1 protein-coding gene and 1 pseudogene are annotated in these 1,034 nt (G+C 31.6%); both read left to right on the top strand.

Annotation, left to right across the window (positions count from 1 at the left end; translation table 11 throughout):
- A pseudogene (locus tag FTV25_RS15955) lies at positions 1-110 on the top strand (IS5/IS1182 family transposase); the annotation flags it as partial.
- A 97-nt stretch (positions 111-207) separates the two neighbouring features.
- Positions 208-948 (top strand): hypothetical protein, encoded by a 741-nt coding sequence (locus FTV25_RS15950; RefSeq protein WP_180004534.1) that lies wholly within the window; start codon positions 208-210, stop codon positions 946-948.
- The last annotated feature ends 86 nt before the right edge of the window (positions 949-1,034 follow it).

Genomic DNA, 1,034 nt, shown 5'->3' with positions numbered 1-1,034 from the left:
TGAAAACCTTCAAAATCCTTGCTGAGCGTTATCGAAATAGAGGTAAAAGGCTTGGTTTGAGATTCAATTTAATTGCTGGAATCTACAACTTGGAACTGAGCAAAAAATGATTTATGAAAGAGGTCTATTTTACAAAAACATCCACTTTTTCTAAGAAAATATAAAGACATAAATTTAAGTGATAATTTTCAAAAAATTTCTACTTTCATGAATTTTGGAAATGAGCTTAGAGAAAATTTTAGTTATGATTATCTAGCATGTGAAATAATTGACTTCATAAAGAAAAGTAGAGAAGAATTCACTGAGGATACACGTAGAGTAGTATATATAATAAATTCATTGAAACACGACGAAGAGGTAAAAACTCTTAGAAAAGTTTATGGATATAACTTTTTCCAAATATCTATTTTTGAAAGCGAGAACTTAAGGGAAAATGCTTTAGTCAATGACTTAGGTTTAACGCCAATTCATGCTCAAGAATTAATTAAACGTGATGCTAATGAAAAACAATTATTTGGGCAGAAAACTAGAGCAACTTTCCCTCTAGGTGACTACTTTATTAAGTATGATGACAAAACGCATAAACAAATTAGGTCTTCTTGTAAAAGATTTTTATCTTTAATTTTTAGTTCTCCACACGTTTCCCCAACATTTAATGAATATGCAATTTATCTAGCTTTCACTTCCAGTTTAAAATCAGCTGACCTATCTAGGCAAGTAGGAGCGGTATTAGCAAAAGATGAGAATATCCTTTCTACTGGTGCCAATGATGTTCCTAAATTTGGTGGTGGACAATATTGGCCAAGTTATGATGAAAGTTCAGGAACAATCAGCGACATAAAGAACGGTAGAGATCACACAAGAAATATTGATCCAAATGCTCAAAGTAAAATCAAAATTATTGATGTGAATAGCCACCGATTTTGTAGACACCTTTTAGTTAGATAAAATGGCTAATTAACGAGGTGCTTATGAGCAGTAAACGATACCCTGAAGAATTCAAAATTGAAGCAGTAAAACAAGTCACTGAGAAA

Origin of the sequence: Acinetobacter sp. YH12249 (assembly GCF_013417475.1) — a bacterium.
Lineage (GTDB): Bacteria > Pseudomonadota > Gammaproteobacteria > Pseudomonadales > Moraxellaceae > Acinetobacter.
This window is presented reverse-complemented; position numbering and strand designations above follow the sequence as displayed.

Bases quoted from the DNA above. Each gene is read 5' to 3' on its own strand.
- FTV25_RS15950 (WP_180004534.1), top strand. From the start codon at position 208: ATGAATTTTGGAAATGAGCTTAGAGAAAATTTTAGTTATGATTATCTA.